This window comes from Arthrobacter sp. UNC362MFTsu5.1 (assembly GCF_000685965.1).
GTDB lineage: Bacteria > Actinomycetota > Actinomycetes > Actinomycetales > Micrococcaceae > Arthrobacter.
Genome location: NZ_JMLE01000013.1, coordinates 111,140 through 126,175 on the forward strand (window position 1 = coordinate 111,140; position 15,036 = coordinate 126,175).

Here is a 15,036-nt window from a genome sequence, read left to right on the forward strand (position 1 = left end):
TTCTGTTTCAGCCGCGGACGGGCTGGGCGAGGTGGCTGTTGAGGATGCGGCGTGCTTCGGCGGCGTCCGTGATCATGGCCGAGCCGGCGTTGACTGCGGCGGAACGCTGGACGGCCTGCTCGCCGCGGATGATGTCGAACGGGTCCTGCCAGTTGTTCCAGTGCCACCCTTCGTATTCGCTGGAGATGGCACCGGAGTAACCGTTCTCCACGAGCTGGCGAACCAAACCACGTACGGGGACCGAGGGCTCTTCGCCGTTTTCGTCGATGCCGAAGAACTTGCCGTGAACGTGGCGCACCCACGGCATGATCTCCAGCCAGGTGTCTACGGCGGCCGGCCCGAACAGCCCGGTTCCGTTGATGGCGAAGTCGATGCCCAGGTCCGGCCGTCCATTGCGGGCTGCCAGGCCAATGAAAGCACCGAAGCGCTCGCCGTGAACTTTCTGCGTGTTGGGCGGCCCTTCGGCGTAGAAGCCGTTCCACAGGTCAACCACCTGTCGGAGCAGTTCCTCCGAAGCGCCGCGTCGGCGGTAGGCCTCCAGCAGGGAAGGTGCGAAGCCGGTGACGGTGGCACCCCAGTCGGCGGTGAAGCCCAGCAGCGGGGAATCCAGTTTTTCGTAGCGGTCACGCAGGGCGAGGACGCGCTCGTGCGCGCCGTGCTGGTCGGCGTGGACTTCGAGGGCAAGGGTAACCCCGTACTTCTCGGCCACAGGCAGCAGGCTTTCCATCGCGTCCGGCGTCAGCGAAATCTGCACCCGGGCAATGGGGAAGCCGAGCCTGGACGCCACCTCGATCTGCTTGGCCATGTATTCGACCAGCTCGTCGTGGTTCATGAGCCGGTCGCGGCGGATGCCCGTGTCAACGTTGACCGCCAGCGACGTGGGAACCAGGTCCACCTCGGCAACAAGGTCGCGGAACTGGCCAACGAACGTGTCGTCGATCCGGTCCGGGAAGCCTCGCAGGCTGGAGAATCCGATGACCTCAAGGCCCGGGCCGAAGCCTTCGGCCGCCACTTTGCGAATCAGGCCATCGAGGTCGTACTGCCGGGCGTGGGAGGCCCGGGTGAAGCTGTAAAGGGTGACGCCCTGGATCGGCGTGCCGAGGCTGGTCATCGCTGTGCCACCTTCATGGTCTTGGTGTCGTGCTCTTCGATATGCAGCACGCCGTGGTCGGTGATGATGTACGGAATGTAGAGCTTCAGATCCACGCGGACCTCGTGCTCGGCTTGGTCGTCCGCTACGGGAAGGTCGCCGGAAAGAACGGCTGAATCCAGGGGGAACCACCATTCGCCGGTCTCGTCCACGAGCTCCCCGAAGCTGAACGTGCGGTTGTTCATGGTCCAGCGCAGCGAGCCCTCAGGCGCGGCGACGCCGTCCACTGTCAGTGCGGCTCCTGCGATGCACGAGCCGGGCAGGGCCCGGTACCACGGGATCCGGACTTCGACGGCGGTGCGGCCGTCCTGGGTGGTCAGTGTTCCGTGCTCGATAATGCGATCGGCAATCATCGAGACCTCCTTGTCTGCGGCATGCTTTGCCTGCTGTTGAACAAATGCCTGTGCTTGAGCAAATCGTTGAATGGAGAAGGCAACTGCTGCTTCTTCATTATTTAGACAGTCTATTGTCTGATTCAGACATAAGTAAAGAACTGGTGAGTTCTTCGCTGATTCTGCGTGCCCCGCGTACGGCGAGCGCCACGGCCGTCAGCGTGGGGTTGCAGGCGGTGGCGGTGGGGATGACCCCGTTGCCGGCCACGAAGAGGCCGGGGAGCTCCCAGACCTGACTGTCCGGCGAACAGACGCTCTCGCCGTCGTCCGCCGCGCCCATGCGTGTGGTGCCCTGGTAATGCAGCGATGAGCCCGGAGGCAGGACGAACGGCCGCTCATCGAGCGGCTCGCCCACGGCCCTGCCGAGCCGCACAATCTCCTGCCTGGCGCGGTCCAGCACGTTGTGGTCCTGCTCCGTAAGGCGGTAGTGGATGCGCATGGCGGGCATCCCGTACGAGTCGCGGGCGTCGTCGTCGAACGCCACCCGGTCTTCGCGCTGGAGGTCCTTGGCGCAGAACAGGCCCAGCCCCACGATCGAGCCGGGGACGACGGGGTCATCCTCCGCCAGCGGAACCGGGGATGCGTCTAGCTGCATGATCTGGCCGTGGAAGGGCGCGTCATCCGTGTACGGAACCCACTGCACGCCGCTTTGCTCGCTGAGGGCACCGGCCGCTGCCCGCTGTGCGTCCCCGCCCGTGACGTCGCGGAGCCTGCTGGCGAACACCACCTGCGCCTGGTCGTTGAGGTAGCGGCCCAGGGCGGCGGGCCTGATGCCGGAGGCCCACAGCAGCTGCGGCGTGCGCAGGGCGTCCGCGCCCACCACAACGTATCGGGCCGCCACCCGGTGGGTTTCGCCGCTGCGGCGGTCCTGGACCTCGATGCCGGCGGCAACGCCGTCCTCCACCAGCACGCGGGTCACCAGCGACTCATCAAAAAGTTCAAACGCCGGGTTCTCCCGGGTCACGTCCCCCATCACGACGTCGGACCCTGACCAGACGAGGCCGCCGTCCTCCCGCCGGTGCACAGCGAGCGGCATGGGCTGCGCGCGGAAGGCCGGGCCGCGGCCAGAATCCACCGCGGACGCGAGGCGGCCGCGGACGAGGTCGGAGAACGGGGCGCCGTCGAAGGCGTGGGTGGTGACGCCGAGGAGCCGTTCGGCGTCGTCGAGCAGTTCCTCCAGGTCGGGCAGGAACGCGATGCGCTCCCTGCCGCCCGGACGCGGGCAGGCGGCAGTCCAGTGGGCGGCCATGCCGCCCACGTTGCTGGACATTGCCGCCACGGGCATGCCGTCTTCGCCGGGGAACGCGTAGCCGTCCGGGAGCAGGTAGGTTCCGGGCCGGGCCCTGCGCTCCCCGCTCTTGACGGCGCCGGGCGAGTTGACGGTTTCGGCGCCCGCGCCCGGCCCTTCTGATGCGCGCTGGGCGAGGCTGCGGCGCTCAGGATCCTCGATGTTCTTGACGTGGGCACCCGGCGGGCTGCTGACCGTGGGGCCCACTTCGAACATGGCGATGGTGGCGCCGGGCGCTTCCTCGCTGAGGATCCGCGCGTATGCCGAGGCGGTGGGTCCGCTGCCGACGATGGCGACGTCGACGACGGCGGGGTACCTGGTTGGGCTCACCGCGCCACCAGTTCCTGGATCCACTGGACAGACTTGGCCGAGTCGATGGTGGGGTAATACTCGAGGCCGATCGGGCCGGCGTAGCCGCTGGCCTGCAGGTCTGCGAGCCGGGCAGGCCAGTCGATGGATCCCGAGCCCGGTTCGCCACGTCCGGGCGCATCAGCGATCTGAACGTACTTGATCAGGTTGCCGGCGTTGCCGAGCTCGGCGGCTACATCCTCGCCTTCGACCGTCGAGTGGTAGAGGTCGTAAAGGACACCGAAGGTGGGCGAGTTGACGCCTTTGGCGATGTAGACGGCTTCTGAGGTCCGGTCGAGGAGCGCCCCGGGGTGGTCCACCCTGATATTCACCGGCTCCAGGACAAGGGTGATGCCGGAACCCTCGATGTGTGCCACGCCGCGGGTGAAGATCTCAATCAGTTCGTCCAGCTGGTCCTGGCGCTTTCGCCCACCGAAACCGGTGCCGCTGCCCACCACGATCCGGGGGCAACCGAGCTGCCGGGCCACGGCAACGCCGGCGTCGAGGCCTTCGTAGAAGGGTTCGTGGTTCCTCGGCGGGATCATGAACTGCATGCGCGGTTCGGCGAGTTGGGCCGTGAGCTGGATTCCGGTTTCCTCCAGGGCGTCCTTGAGGGCAGGGATGTCCTTGCCCGTGGGGCCCCACATTTCGACGGCGTCGAAGCCGGCGGCGGCCGCGGCGCGGACCCGGTCGGCAGCGCTGTCGCCTGCTTCTGAGAACAAAAGATCGATATTGGGCGCAAGTTGATACATGGGTATCTCCTGGGAGGTAGAGGGGGTGGACTAAAACTTGGGGGTTCGGACCGTTTTTGGGTGTGGAGGATCGCCACGAAGCGTCAGGACGCTGCGCGGTAGTCAATCGTTGAGGTCAGCCCTTAAGACCGCCGGAGAAGCCCTGGATGAAGCGCTTCTGCGCGAAGAGGAACAGCGCCAGGATGGGAATCATGGACACGATCACGATCGCAAAGATCGAATTCCACTCTGAAACCAGGGACCCGATGTAGTAGTACATGGCCACCGGCAGCGTCTGGTTGGCCGAGCCTCCCAGGAAGATCAGCGAGGTGAAGAAGTCGTTCCACACAATGAGTCCCGCGAAGATGGTGACAGTTCCGGTGGCGGGAGCCATCATGGGCAGCACCACCTTGGAAAAAATCTGGGACCTGCTGGCACCGTCAATGGTTGCCGCTTCCTCGTAGTCCGTGCCGAGCCCCCGGAAGAAGTTGGAGTAGAGGAAGATCGACAGCGGCAGCAGCATGCCGGTGTAGAGGACGATCAGGCCCCACGCGGATCCTGTGAGGCCCATGGCGCGTGCACCCATGTAGAGGGGCACGGCGCCGAGCTGGCCGGGAAGGATGATGGCAATCAGGAAAAGGTAGTACGCACCCTTGCTCCAGCGACGGGTGCTGCGGGAAATGACGTACCCCGTGATTGAACCGAGCGCGATCAGCCCGACGATGCTCCCCGCGGTAATGATGATGCTGTTTACCAGGCCCAGGACGACGTTGGAGTTACCCGTGGCGGTCAGGACGGCCACGAAGTTGCTGAAGTCCGGGTTTTTCGGGAGCGCCAGGGGTGAGGTGGTGTACATCTCGCTGTCCGGCTTCAGGGCGGTGGTCACCAGGAAGTAGAACGGGGCGAGGAAGATCAGCGCCAGGGCCCAGAGGCCAATTTCGCGGAGCAGGGTGAGTTTCGTGTAGCGGAACATGGTCAGTCCTCGGGGTTCGATCGCGTCAGCCGCTGCTGGATAACGGCGAAGAACAGAATGATGGCGGCGAGCACCAGGGCGAGGGCGGCACCGCCACCGAAGTTTCCGAGTGCGAATGCCTGCTTGTAGACCTGGGTGGCCAGGGTTTCGGTGGCGCCGGCGGGTCCACCGTTGGTCAGGGCCATGATGGGATCGAAGACCCGGAGGCCCTGGACGATTCCCAGCGTGGTGGCAATTGCAATGGCGGGGCGGATGGCCGGCAGGGTGACGTTCCGGAAGCGCTGCCACAGGTTCGCGCCGTCGATGGCGGCCGCCTCCTCGACTTCCACCGGCACCCCTGCAAGTCCGGCCATGAAGATCACCATGGCAAAACCTGTGGATCCCCAGACAAGCACCACCAGCACTGTCCAGACCGCCCACTGGGGGTCGGCGAGCCATGGTTTGGCGAGGTCGCCGGCGCCTATTGAGGTGAGGAAGACGTTGATGGGGCCGTCGAAGTCGAAGATGTACTTCCAGACGTAGGCAGTGGCCAGCGGGCTGAGCACCACGGGCATGAAGAAGAGGGTGCGGAGGATGTACCGCGTCTTCAGCATCCGGTTGAGGCCGAGGGCGATGATGAGCCCGCCGACGTTGCCGAGAAGCACTGAACCAAAGGCCAGGAAGAGCGTATTGGTCAGGGCGCCGAGCTTGGTGGGGTCCTTGAAGATGGCTTCGAAGTTCTGCCAGCCCACAATCTTGAACGAGCCGATGCCGGTCCAGTTGGTGAAGGCGAAGAAGCCGCCGATACCCGTTGCCACGTAGTGGATGGCGATGACCAGGACGATCCCGGGCAGCGCCCACCACCAATGTCCCAACTGCAGGCCCGTGCTCCGGGGACGGGGGGTTTCCCCTTCCCCCGGAGCACGCCTGCCTCGCAGGGGTGCTTTAGCTGCTTCGCTTTTCGGTTGCATCGTCGCAGTCATGGTATTCCTTGCTTGTCCCTTGGAGTCGTTGGAACTGTGGTGATCCGGAGCTGTCACTGTCCCCAGGCTGTATCCATGGCCTGGAGTACCTGGTCGGCAGTTTTCTGTCCGGTGATGAGGCCCTGGACGCCGGTGGCGAGGGCGTCATACACGGCGGAGTTGGGCCACTGGCTGTTCGGCAGCGGGCCGTACTTGCCGTCCTTGATCAGATCGCCGACGTTCTTGTAGGCGCCGCCGTTGAAGTCATAGCTGTCGAGGCCGGTGACAGGGAGGGCGCCATCGATTTCCGCGAAGGCCTTGGTCTGCTCAGGCTCAGCCGCCCAGTCGAGGAACGCTTTGGCAGCATCCTTGTTCTTGGACGCTGCGTTGATGGAAAATGCGTAGTTGGCGCTGGCGTAGACGAAGCCTTCGGAGCTCGCCTCCGCCGGAAGCGCCCGCACATTGAATTCGGAACCGGCAGCTGCGGTCTTCAGCTGCTTCCAGCTCGGGCCGGGGATGAAGCCGGCAACAGAATTTCCGCTGGCAAGGCCCTTGGTGATGGCGTCGAATCCGGCGCCCGCTGCGCCCTTCTGGAAGCAGCCTGCGTCATTGAGTGCAGTCACTGCCTCCAGCGATGCCTTCCAGCCGTCCGATCCTGCGAAGGTGGTCTCCTTGGCTGCCCGCTTTTCGTTCCACTTCGGGTCCCCGGCGTAGACGCGGGACGCCGCGAGGGACATCGCCATCAGGCCGGTGTTGGGAGCGGCGGATCCGGCCAGTGCAATGAACGACTTGCCGGACGACGCGAGCGACTTGCACTGGTCCTCGAGGGCGGCGAAGTCCGACGGGAAGCCGGACCCACCGGCCGCCGTGGCAGCTGTTTCATTGGCGACCAAACCAACCACGGTGATCTCCGGCGCCTGGCCGTAGACCTTCCCGTCGGTTCCGAAGAGCGCTTCGCTGCCCTCGGGGACCAGTTCCTTGGCGCTTTCGTCCAAGGCTTCAAGGAAACCTGCCTGAACGAGCGGCAGGATGCTGCGGCCGGTGCCGGAACCCGGCGAGGTCACCACGACGTCGGACGCGTTTCCGGCTTGGAGCTGGGTGCGAAGGGTCTGGTCGTAGGAGTCATTGGGCTGCGGGTTGAACGTGATCTTCACGTTGGGATTCGACGCCATGTACTTCTCAGCCAGTACCTGGAACGGGCTCTCGATGGTGTTCGAGGTGGCGAACGACAGGGAGAATTCCTGCGCCCCTCCTGCGGGTGAACTGCTGCTGGCGGGGGCCGAGCAGCCTGTGAGGACGAGGGCTGCGATCGTTGGGACGGCGAGGGCGCCGACCTTTATGCCCGAGTAGCGACGGTGCTGTGTCATGTCCAGCCTTTCTGACTTCATTGTCGAAGAATTCCGGGAGCCGTGACCCCGGTCACTCATCAGTATGCAGGAGATGTGTAGAAAAAGCACATAAGTCTTGCCGATGACAGACATAAGTTTCACGGGGGTCGGAGCAGTCCTCTTGCATAGAAGAGTGTTATGTGCATCATTCAATGTATCGATGCCACTGATACACTCAGGGAACTTAGTTCACCGTCGAAAGAATGCCCGCCGTGACGAACCACGTCCTGCTTTCCCGGCTAGACCTGAACCTGCTGATCTCGCTGGATGCCCTCATCACGGAGCGGAGCGTCACGAGGGCGGCGGAGCGGCTTCATCTGAGCCAGCCGGCCCTCAGCGCCTCCCTTGCGCGGCTCCGCTCCCATTTCGGGGACCCCATCCTGGCCCGCCGCGGGAATGCCTATGAACTGACGCCGTTCGCCCTGCGGCTGGCGGAGCACACCACTACTGCACTCGAAGCGGCACGGCGCGTCTTTGAGAGCCAGGCAAGTTGGGAGCCCGCCGAGTCCGAACGGGAGTTTTCCATCTACGGCTCCGATTACGGCTTTACGACCATTGGCCGGGTCGCCTCCGAGCTTGCAGCCGAACGCGCACCTGGAGTCAGGTTCCGCTTTATGCTGCACAATCCAATGGTGGTGGAGGATGCAGCCAACCGCCTTCGCTCCGTGGACGGCATGGTCATTCCGCACGGCTTCCTGACCGGGCTCCCCTACCTGGACCTGTGGAGGGACGGGTGGGTGGCGGTCGTCTCCACGTCCAATGACGCCGTCGGCGAGCACATCACCATGGAGAACATCGCCGAGCTGCCCTGGGTGATGACCTACCAGACGCGCTCAGCCTCGACGTCGGCCGAACGCCAGATCATGCAGCTTGGCGTTGAGCCGCGCGTGGACGTGGTGGTGGAAAGTTTCCAGTCCTTGCCGCACTTTGTGGTGGGAACCAACCGGATCGCCCTCATTCAGGCGGCACTGGTACCGTTCGCGCTGCGCGTCGGCGGCGTGCGGGTCCTGCCGCTGCCCTTCGATGCCACACCGCTGGTCAATGCCTTGTGGTGGCACCCGGTGCACAACCGCGACTCCGAACACGAGTGGATGCGGGGCCTCTTCAAGGAGGCCGGGGACATCGTGGCAGCGGCCGCAGCCAAGGAAACCGGTTAAGCACCTCGATGCCCGCCACAAGAGTGGACGGGCATCGACGCTACTCGGTCATGCAGCTCAGGCTGGGGTCAACGCTGCCCGCATGCTCTTACGGATGAGATCGTGCTGTTTCCGGACCAGCAGCAGCGGGTCCACCTCGCCGAGCTCAGCAAAGGCGTGGCCCTCCCACTCGCTTGACCAGTAGCCGCGGTACCCGCCGTCGACGAAAATGCGGACCAGTTCCGGATAGTCAATGGCCGGCTCGTTCCCCTGCTCGTCGATGTCGTAGAACTTCGCGTGCACATGCATGATCTGCGGCATGATGTCGGCCCAATCCTTCGGGCTGACGTGGCCGTGCATGTTGAACGCCAGGTGTGCGAAGGAACCAAGGCGCGCGGGGTCGAAGTCACGTCCCCGCAGGTACCCGATGAACTCCTCCTGCCGTGCCCGCATCGGGGCGTCGGTGGCCCAGATGGCCTGCAGCTTCTCAATGGCTTCGTCGTCGAGCCCGGCGCGGCGGACCGCGCGCAGGAGCGTCGGGGACATGCTGTGCATGGTGGAGGAGAAGTCGGCCACGAACCCCAGCAGCGGTGAGTCCAGCTCCGCGTACACGTCCCGGACCTTCATGATCTCCGGGGAATTCGGCCCCAGCGGCGCATGGATCTCATACGCGAGCTTGAGTTCCAGGTTCTCGGCGAGCGGCAGGAGCCTGCGAAGCAGTTCGGGCTTGGCGCTCTGGATCCGGACCAGCGGGAAGCCGAGCTTTTTGGCGCCGTGGAACAGCGTCTCGGTGAACTCGTACTCCTCGTCCGGGGTCATGTCGCGGTCCCGGCGGCGGCCCATGTCCAGGTTGGCGCCAAAGGAGCTAGCAGTGAAGCCGTGTTTGTCGAAAGCCGCGTGCCAGGAGCGCACGAAGTCGTCTGTCACGTTCGGATAGGTGGGCAGGACCTGGGATGCCACGATTTCAATGCCGGGGCCGATGCCCAGTTCGGCAACACGGTTCAGCAGACCATCGAAGTCGTACCAGCCGGCCCGGAACTCGGCACTTGCCGAGTAGAGGGTGAGCCCCAGCGAGAAGGGATCTTCTTCGGCCTTCGGCGGGGCCGGCGTGGCTGCCGGGGTCAGTTCCGGCGCCCGCGCTGCCCTGTCCGTGACGGCCAGGTCGAGTGTCTGGTCCACGAAGTTGGGGACGTACATGCCGGGGCCGCCGTCCTGGCCCGGGGCAATCTGCATGTAGGGCAGGCGCAGTTCCCCGATCAGCCGGACCCGGACCCTCTCACCCAGGGAGACAGTGTTATCTCGCCTTGCTATCAGCAGCGGGTGTTCCTGGAGGTACCAGAGGGTCTGGCTTTGGGCCGGCAGGTCCGCGAGTGCGTAACGGACGCCGCCCAGTTCCAGGAAAAGGTCCTCGGCGGGGACGTCCTGGCCGTTGACGGTGAGCCGGAGGGTGCTGACCGAAGAGAGCCACAGGCTCCGGTACCACGGGAGTGTCAGGGCCAGGGCAAGGCCTTCGGGGTGGGTGCGGAGGCTTGAATCGTCAAGGAGTCCGTTGGGCATGGGTGTTCCCTTCGCTGGGAGGTGGGATGGGTCAGGTGAGGTCGGACGTGACGCGGCGGATCAGGGCATGCTGGCGCCGCACCTGTTCGATGGCGCGCCAGGGCTCCCGTTCTCCTTCGTATTCGCTGGACAGGTAGCCGGTGTAGCCGGAGTCCTTGAGCGCCTTGAGTACGGGCAGCCAGGGAATCTGCTGGTCTTCCAGCTGCTCGTTGATGTCGTGGAACTTGGCTTGGACAAACACCACGTACTGGGCGATGGCGGCGAAGTCGGCAGGATCGACGCCGATGCCGTCAAGGAAGGCGGGCCGCGTCTCGCGGGCCTCCCCTTTCCGCAGCGGGATCGGCCGGTCCTGGAAGATCCCGGTATCGATCAGGAGGCCGAAGTTTTTGGTGCCGGTCCGTTCGATCAGGCCGATGTAGTCATCGACCACAGGGTGCTTGATGGGGGTGGGCGAGTGAATCTCAGGGCAGATGATGATCCCCAACTGGTGGGCAAGGTCCAGGGAGCGCTCCACGGATTCGGTCCAGATGGGGTCCGGAACCAGGTCGCCGGACACCACTCCGATCTTGGGGCGCACGAACCCGAACCCCAGCTGGTTGGCGAGCCTCAGGTCCCGCTGCAGCGCAGCCGCACCCTCGGCGACGGTCATGCTCCGGCCCGGGTGCAGCCGCGTGTCGATCCAGGAACCATAGTTGGTGGGCTCGAGCGAGTACTTCTCCAGCAGGCTGAACCAGTTATCGGTCCAGCCGGCAGAGGGTTCCGGATAGTTGGGAATGTGGCCTTCGCCGAGGATTTCGACGCCGGTGGCGCCCACATCTGCAACCGCGGCCAGGGCTGTTTCCAAGTCCATTACCGTGCCATAGTCGCCCATGAAGCTGTAGAGGGAAACGCCGTACCGGAAGGTGCCCTCGCCGCCTTCCGGCGCCAGCGTCACGTTGCGGCTGACCCGGTGAATGGTGGGCTGGTGCTCCACCGGAATGTAGGACATCCGCAGCCGCAGCTCGATGGTGATCTGATGGACACCCTGCGGCAGGCCTCCGTCGAACGGAACGGTGACCACGGCCGCTTCCTCGAGGGGCCAGCGCACGCCGTCGCTGTCCCAAAGCTGCTGGAGGCTGTAAGTCCGGCCCCCGAAGGTCCAGAGCGGAACGCCCGGGCCGACGTCGACGACGTTGCCCACCCGAACGGCGATGCCGTCGATGAGGGACGCCGCCATGCCCCGGTAGGAAGGCATCCGGACCCGGAACTGGAAGCCGGTCACGCGGCCGCCCTCAGTGACATTGCGGAAGCCGACGGACTGGATGAGGTCTCTTTCGAGAAGCATCGTTGCTCACTCTCTCTAGGTGCGGAAACCAGACTAACAGCATTATGTCGGTTTCATACCTAAGTTTGCAATGATTCTGCCTAACGGCGCCGTGCGGCACCCGGCCCCCTAAAGCCACCCGTGCATTTAAACCGCAAAAGGCCCTGAGCTGGGGTGACAAACCTCAGATCAGGACCTTCGTGGAGCCCCCTGTCGGATTCGAACCGACGACCCCCGCTTTACAAGAGCGGTGCTCTGGCCAACTGAGCTAAGGAGGCGTGCCTGCTACTGCCTGACGGATCAGGCGCAACGGGCGGCACTGGATGGAGTGCTAGATAAGGTTAGCCCAAGGACGCCCCACTGGTAAAAACGGCAGCGGCCCGGTGCCGGATGCTTCCGGAACCGGGCCACTGGCCTGATGCGCGAGGGTGGTCGTTAGCCCTTGGCGTCCATTGCGGCCTGAATGAACGGGATCAGGTCGGTATTGGCGGAGTCGCCCTTGCCCCACTGCTTGCCGTCCACGAAGGCCGTCGGAGTGCCGGTCACACCGATGGCAGCAGCTTCCTGCGTGGCCACCTTTACGTATGGCCGGTACTTCCTCTCTTCCACGCAGGTGTCGATGCTCTTGGCGCCCACGTCTGTGGCCATCTTCTTCAGATCGTCGTCCGAAAGGCCGGCGCTGCCTTCTGCGGGCTGCTTCTCGAAGAGTGCGTTGACGAAGTCGGAGTACTTTTCGGGCGATTCGTTGACTACGCAGGCCGCAGCGTTGGCCGCGCGGGAGGAGTAGTTGGTGGTGGACTGCAGGTCCAGGAAGCCCAGCGGCCTGTACTCCAGCGAGATCTTGCCTTCGTTGCGGAGGCTGGTCAGCTGTTCGTTATAAGTGGTTTCAAACCGCTTGCAGACGGGGCAGATGAAGTCGATATAAACGACCACCTTCACGGGCTTGCCGGCTTCCGCCTCTGCGCCGGGTGCCTTGACCTCTGCAGGCGGGGTTTCCGGCTTGCTGGGGACATCCTTAACGTTGACCGTGGCGGGATCGGACTTCACTACCTCGGAGTTTGCCAGCAGCGTCACGCCGCCGTGGATGTTGCCGTTGGCGGGGGTGGGGCCTTCGTCTGCCACGGGAGCGTTGTTCCTGATATTGGAACTGACTACCAGTGCAACGATTGCGAGGATGGCCACAACAGCCACCACAATGCCCCAGCCGATGAGGAGCTTATTGCGCTTGTCCTTCTTCAGCTGCGCCTCACGGATTTCACGGGCTTTCTCGCGGGCCTCGGCAGTGCGTTCTGCTTTGGACTTGCGGGGTTCGTTTGCGGCGCTCATCAGTTCCTCGGGTCGATCGGCCAGGTGCGGACCACATCAGTGGCAACTTTGTCAGTTTAGGGGAGAAACCTGAGAGCTTGCGCCTTCAAGTTTCCGTCCGTCTGCCCAACGGATGGATAGCACGGAAGATTCCAGCCGACTAGGGTTGACTTCGAGCCATTAGCAACCCAAGGGGCACCAATGCACACTACGCACCGTGACAAATCCGAAGCAACAGCTGCAGGAAAACCCGCGCACGGCGATGGCCACGAGGCTGCCGCGCTGTATGACTTCATGGTGGTGTCCAACCGGCTCCCGGTTGACCGCTGCGCCCCGGAGGACAGGGGCTGCGACGGCGGCTGGCGCCGGTCGCCGGGCGGCCTGGTGACCGCCCTGGCTCCGATGATGACCAAGACCGACGGCGCGTGGGTGGGCTGGCACGGCGCCCCGGACGAGACCGTCAAGCCCTTCAGCCATGGAGGCATGGACCTGGTCCCGGTCCAGCTGAGCACGGACGACGTCGAACTCTTCTATGAGGGCTTTTCCAACGCCACGCTCTGGCCGCTGTATCACGACGTGATTGCGCCGCCGGAATTCCACCGGACCTGGTGGGATTCCTACCGGAAGGTCAACCGGCGGTTTGCTGACGCCGTGGTCCGGCACGCCGACCAGGGAGCCACCGTTTGGGTGCAGGACTACCAGCTGCAGCTGGTACCCAAGATGCTCCGCGAGGCACGCCCGGACCTCAAGATCGGGTTCTTCAACCACATCCCCTTCCCCCCGCCGGAAATCTTCGCACAGCTCCCGTGGCGCCAGGCCATTATTGACGGCCTCCTCGGGGCCGACCTGGTGGGCTTCCAGCGCCCCAGCGACGCCGGCAACTTCATGCGTTCAGCCCGCCGCTTCCTCGGCGCCAGCGTCAAGCAGCAGCAGGTGCATGTCAAGGGCCCGGACGGCGCAACAACCCACATTGCCCGGGCGCAGGCGTTCCCCATCTCCATCGACGTCAAGCAGATCAGCGAACTGGCCCGCCAGCCGGAGATCATCGAGCGCGCCCACCAGATCCGCCGGGACCTTGGCAATCCGAAGACCATCCTCCTCGGAGTCGACCGCCTCGACTACACCAAGGGCATCCGGCACCGGCTCAAGGCCTACGAGGAACTGCTGGCCGACGGCAAGGTTACGGTGGAGGACGCGGCCCTGATCCAGGTGGCGAGCCCCAGCCGGGAGCGGGTGGAGCAGTACCGGCTCCTGCGCGAGGAGGTGGAGGGCACCGTGGGCCACATCAACGGCACCTACGACACCATGCAAAACACGGCGGTCCGCTACCTTCACCACAGCTACCCCATCGACGAGATGGTGGCCCTGTACCTGGCGGCCGACGTCATGCTGGTCACGGCACTGCGTGACGGCATGAACCTGGTCGCCAAGGAGTACGTGACCGCCCGCACCAACAACGACGGCGCCCTGGTGCTCAGCGAATTCGCCGGCGCCTCGGACCAGCTCAAGCAGGCCCTGCTGATGAACCCGCACGACATCGACGGCCTCAAGGACACCATCATGCGGGCCGTCAACATGCAACCGGCCGAGGCGGGCCGCCGGATGCGGTCCATGCGCAAGCAGATCCTGGACCACGATGTCGATCACTGGTCAGCCGATTTCCTTGCAGCGCTCAAAGAGAAAGTGGTCCGTGATGACACCTGAGGCAGCCCCGGACAAGACGCCCCTCACGCTTCCGCCGGAACTCCTGGCGGCCCTCAAGAAAGTGGCCGCCACCGAGCACCTCCTGGTTGCCATGGATTTTGACGGAACAATCTCCCCGCTCGTTGACCACGCGGCTGATGCCCGTCCCCTCCCCCGGTCCGCGGCCGCCTTCGCCGCCCTGGCCGCCCTCCCGCGAACGACGACGGCACTCATCTCGGGCCGTGCCCTCGCCAGCCTCCGGTCGGTCGCTTCGCCGCCGCCGGAGACGCTCCTCATCGGCAGCCACGGTGCCGAGGCCTGGCTGGGGCCGGGTTCTTCCGAGCTCACCCTGGACCCGGACCAGCTGACCCTGCTGGCAGAAGTCCGCCACATCCTGGAAGAGATCGTGGAACAGGCGCCGGGAACCCTGCTGGAGGACAAACCGGCCGGCGTGGTGCTCCACACCCGCCTGGCCGCCGACGACGTGGCCGAGGACGCCGTCGCCGCTGCCCGCGCTGCCCTGCAGGACCGGCCGGACGTGTACCTGAAGAACGGCAACCGCGTACTGGAGACGTCCGTGGTCCACGCTTCCAAGGGTGAGGGAATGGCCTTCCTGCGCCAGGCGACGGACGCCACAGCGGTGGTGTTCGCGGGGGACGACACCACGGATGAAGACGCCCTGGGACGGCTGTATCCGGGCGACGTGGGCGTGAAGGTGGGGCTCGATTTCACGCAGGCGCAGTTCCGCGTCGAGGCGCCCGTGCACATCGCCGAACTACTGGAAACACTGCTCCGCGAACGCACCCTGGCGCTGGCGGAATCCGCTTAGCACCGTCGTAAA

The 15,036-nt window shown here is 64.8% G+C and carries 13 protein-coding genes and 1 tRNA gene; 3 read left to right on the top strand and 11 right to left on the bottom strand.

The window, feature by feature from the left end; translation table 11 throughout:
- Nucleotides 1-7: 7 nt before the first annotated feature.
- From BS38_RS0113925 to BS38_RS0113955, 7 genes are all read right to left on the bottom strand, one after another.
- The gene (locus BS38_RS0113925) at nt 8-1,111 is read right to left on the bottom strand and encodes a sugar phosphate isomerase/epimerase family protein (protein ID WP_028271371.1); all 1,104 of its coding nucleotides are present in this window, start codon (nt 1,109-1,111) and stop codon (nt 8-10) included.
- A complete protein-coding gene (locus BS38_RS0113930; protein WP_028271372.1) occupies nt 1,108-1,503 on the bottom strand; it encodes a C-glycoside deglycosidase beta subunit domain-containing protein in 396 nt (131 codons plus the stop codon). The genes BS38_RS0113925 and BS38_RS0113930 overlap by 4 nt, the downstream gene beginning before the upstream one ends.
- 97 nt (nt 1,504-1,600) lie before the next feature.
- Complete coding sequence (locus BS38_RS0113935; protein WP_028271373.1) at nt 1,601-3,160, bottom strand: GMC oxidoreductase; 1,560 nt, start codon at nt 3,158-3,160, stop codon at nt 1,601-1,603.
- Complete coding sequence (locus BS38_RS0113940; protein WP_028271374.1) at nt 3,157-3,930, bottom strand: TIM barrel protein; 774 nt, start codon at nt 3,928-3,930, stop codon at nt 3,157-3,159. The genes BS38_RS0113935 and BS38_RS0113940 overlap by 4 nt, the downstream gene beginning before the upstream one ends.
- A 115-nt stretch (nt 3,931-4,045) precedes the next feature.
- Nucleotides 4,046-4,882 carry a carbohydrate ABC transporter permease gene (locus BS38_RS0113945; RefSeq protein WP_028271375.1) on the bottom strand — a complete coding sequence of 279 codons (837 nt, stop codon included), beginning with the start codon at nt 4,880-4,882 and terminating at the stop codon, nt 4,046-4,048.
- A 2-nt stretch (nt 4,883-4,884) separates the two neighbouring features.
- Nucleotides 4,885-5,844 (bottom strand): carbohydrate ABC transporter permease, encoded by a 960-nt coding sequence (locus tag BS38_RS0113950; RefSeq protein WP_028271376.1) that lies wholly within the window; start codon nt 5,842-5,844, stop codon nt 4,885-4,887.
- Between the two features lie 53 nt (nt 5,845-5,897).
- Entirely contained in the window at nt 5,898-7,190 is a 1,293-nt protein-coding gene (locus BS38_RS0113955; protein ID WP_028271377.1) for an ABC transporter substrate-binding protein, read from the bottom strand.
- A 233-nt stretch (nt 7,191-7,423) separates the two neighbouring features.
- Between BS38_RS0113955 and BS38_RS0113960 the strand changes: the two genes are divergently transcribed.
- On the top strand, nt 7,424-8,368 hold the full coding sequence (locus BS38_RS0113960; RefSeq protein ID WP_043438706.1) for a LysR family transcriptional regulator: 945 nt from the start codon (nt 7,424-7,426) through the stop codon (nt 8,366-8,368).
- Between the two features lie 57 nt (nt 8,369-8,425).
- Here BS38_RS0113960 and BS38_RS0113965 read toward each other — a convergent pair whose 3' ends face one another.
- From BS38_RS0113965 to BS38_RS0113980, 4 genes are all read right to left on the bottom strand, one after another.
- The gene (locus BS38_RS0113965; RefSeq protein ID WP_028271379.1) at nt 8,426-9,904 is read right to left on the bottom strand and encodes a C-glycoside deglycosidase beta subunit domain-containing protein; all 1,479 of its coding nucleotides are present in this window, start codon (nt 9,902-9,904) and stop codon (nt 8,426-8,428) included.
- A gap of 31 nt (nt 9,905-9,935) precedes the next feature.
- On the bottom strand, nt 9,936-11,228 hold the full coding sequence (locus tag BS38_RS0113970; protein ID WP_028271380.1) for a C-glycoside deglycosidase beta subunit domain-containing protein: 1,293 nt from the start codon (nt 11,226-11,228) through the stop codon (nt 9,936-9,938).
- A gap of 180 nt (nt 11,229-11,408) precedes the next feature.
- A tRNA-Thr gene (locus BS38_RS0113975) sits at nt 11,409-11,485 on the bottom strand.
- 157 nt (nt 11,486-11,642) lie between these two features.
- Nucleotides 11,643-12,533, bottom strand: coding sequence for a DsbA family protein (locus BS38_RS0113980; RefSeq protein WP_028271381.1), 891 nt, complete (start codon nt 12,531-12,533; stop codon nt 11,643-11,645).
- Between the two features lie 180 nt (nt 12,534-12,713).
- Between BS38_RS0113980 and BS38_RS0113985 the strand changes: the two genes are divergently transcribed.
- The gene (locus tag BS38_RS0113985) at nt 12,714-14,216 is read left to right on the top strand and encodes an alpha,alpha-trehalose-phosphate synthase (UDP-forming) (protein ID WP_028271382.1); all 1,503 of its coding nucleotides are present in this window, start codon (nt 12,714-12,716) and stop codon (nt 14,214-14,216) included.
- Nucleotides 14,206-15,024, top strand: a complete 819-nt coding sequence (otsB, locus tag BS38_RS0113990) for a trehalose-phosphatase (RefSeq protein ID WP_028271383.1) — start codon at nt 14,206-14,208, stop codon at nt 15,022-15,024. The genes BS38_RS0113985 and otsB overlap by 11 nt, the downstream gene beginning before the upstream one ends.
- Nucleotides 15,025-15,036 lie beyond the last annotated feature (12 nt).